The organism is Xanthomonas campestris pv. asclepiadis (assembly GCF_020784175.1).
GTDB lineage: Bacteria > Pseudomonadota > Gammaproteobacteria > Xanthomonadales > Xanthomonadaceae > Xanthomonas > Xanthomonas campestris_D.
In genome coordinates this window covers 1-1,290 of record NZ_JAJGQM010000100.1, presented here as the reverse complement: position 1 = coordinate 1,290, position 1,290 = coordinate 1, and the positions used below count along the sequence as shown (strand labels likewise).

2 protein-coding genes are annotated in these 1,290 nt (G+C 52.9%); both read left to right on the top strand.

The annotated features are described in order from the left end of the window. Positions 1-176 precede the first annotated feature (176 nt). The gene (locus tag LL972_RS21555; protein WP_228329325.1) at positions 177-461 is read left to right on the top strand and encodes a hypothetical protein; all 285 of its coding nucleotides are present in this window, start codon (positions 177-179) and stop codon (positions 459-461) included. Between the two features lie 169 nt (positions 462-630). Then, a complete protein-coding gene (locus LL972_RS21550; protein WP_228329324.1) occupies positions 631-1,038 on the top strand; it encodes a hypothetical protein in 408 nt (135 codons plus the stop codon). The last annotated feature ends 252 nt before the right edge of the window (positions 1,039-1,290 follow it).

Below are 1,290 nucleotides of genomic sequence, written 5' to 3'. Positions count from 1 at the left end.
TGCGCTGCAAGCCTTGCCCAGAGCGCGTTCTGCGCATGGCAAGCAACTTTCATGGCTGAGGAATAGGGCTAATCAGGAAGGTATATGAGCAGTACACGTTTGCCAGCAAAATGAAGGTGGCTGGCCGATCGCTCCCGAAAGTGCACTTAATCTTGAAAAATCGCCTAACTCAGTACATGGGTTCTGCATCGGCCTACGCCGCAGTCCTGTCTGGGATCGACACTGATTTGATTGACTTGGTTAATTCATATGGTGAGCATTTCACCTTCAATAAAGTCACCGACGGTATAGTTGAAATACGCGATTTTGGTACAACAGGTGTAGTAGCCTTTGCTGGTGGTACACCGTTCGATATATTGAAGACGGGCAAGCTTAATATCAGCGGACACCGTGTAGAAGTGAATAAAGATTATCGTGATTTAGCCATCAAAGCTATCAATTCTATAGCGACTAAATTGTAGAAAGCTCTTAGCATTAGGGCGGCCTGGGTGGCTTAGCCTGGCTTCTTGGTCAGCACTCACCAATCAAACTGAGCCCTTCGCTGTGCATGTAATCCACCGCCAACCCAAGCCGCGCAAACCGTCGTGCTCCAAGTGGGAGCACAACCGCTTTCGGTATCTATCGGAATTGATGAGCCTGGAACCGGCCGCGCTGCTGGTGGTTCAGGTTGAACCCTTTGAACCCCGGGGCAAGGTGGATGGTGGCGGCTGGACCACTCGCTTATCGGGCCTGCTTTACCGCAACGCCGGTGGCCTTTACTGGCGAGAAGGGTGGATGGCAGAGCCGCTGGCGCTGGCATCGGCCGATGATGGACTTGGCGATCCCTTCCGCGCTCACATAGAGGACTTGTTGGTCTGGATATCAAGGTTCCGGGGGACTCAAAAGCGGCCCTCAATCGTGTTGTCGGAACGACATGGATTTGAGGCGTTCACGCGAGGTTTGTCCGATGAGCGCCGCCAGTGGCTGGAAGAATTGCGCGAAGCCGCGCAAATCGAAGTCGCGTCGGGAACCTTCCGGTGGAGTCGAGGGTTTGTTTAAAAAAATTCAGAAGCGAGCTACTAGCTGTGTGAAAAGGTTCTTGTACGAATCCCTGCCGACCGTCAAGACAGATTCAGCGCATGCACGGCACGGCAGGGGAAGTGTATTAACACAAGGTATCACCGAATGATAAGAGAGGCTGGGCTATGGCAACATACCTCTAGATCGATGAGGGCCGGTAATCCCCCCGCCCATTAGCTGACGCCAGAAGTGGAATTTTCTCGTCCCCTTTCCCGAGGAGGTTCCATGAAG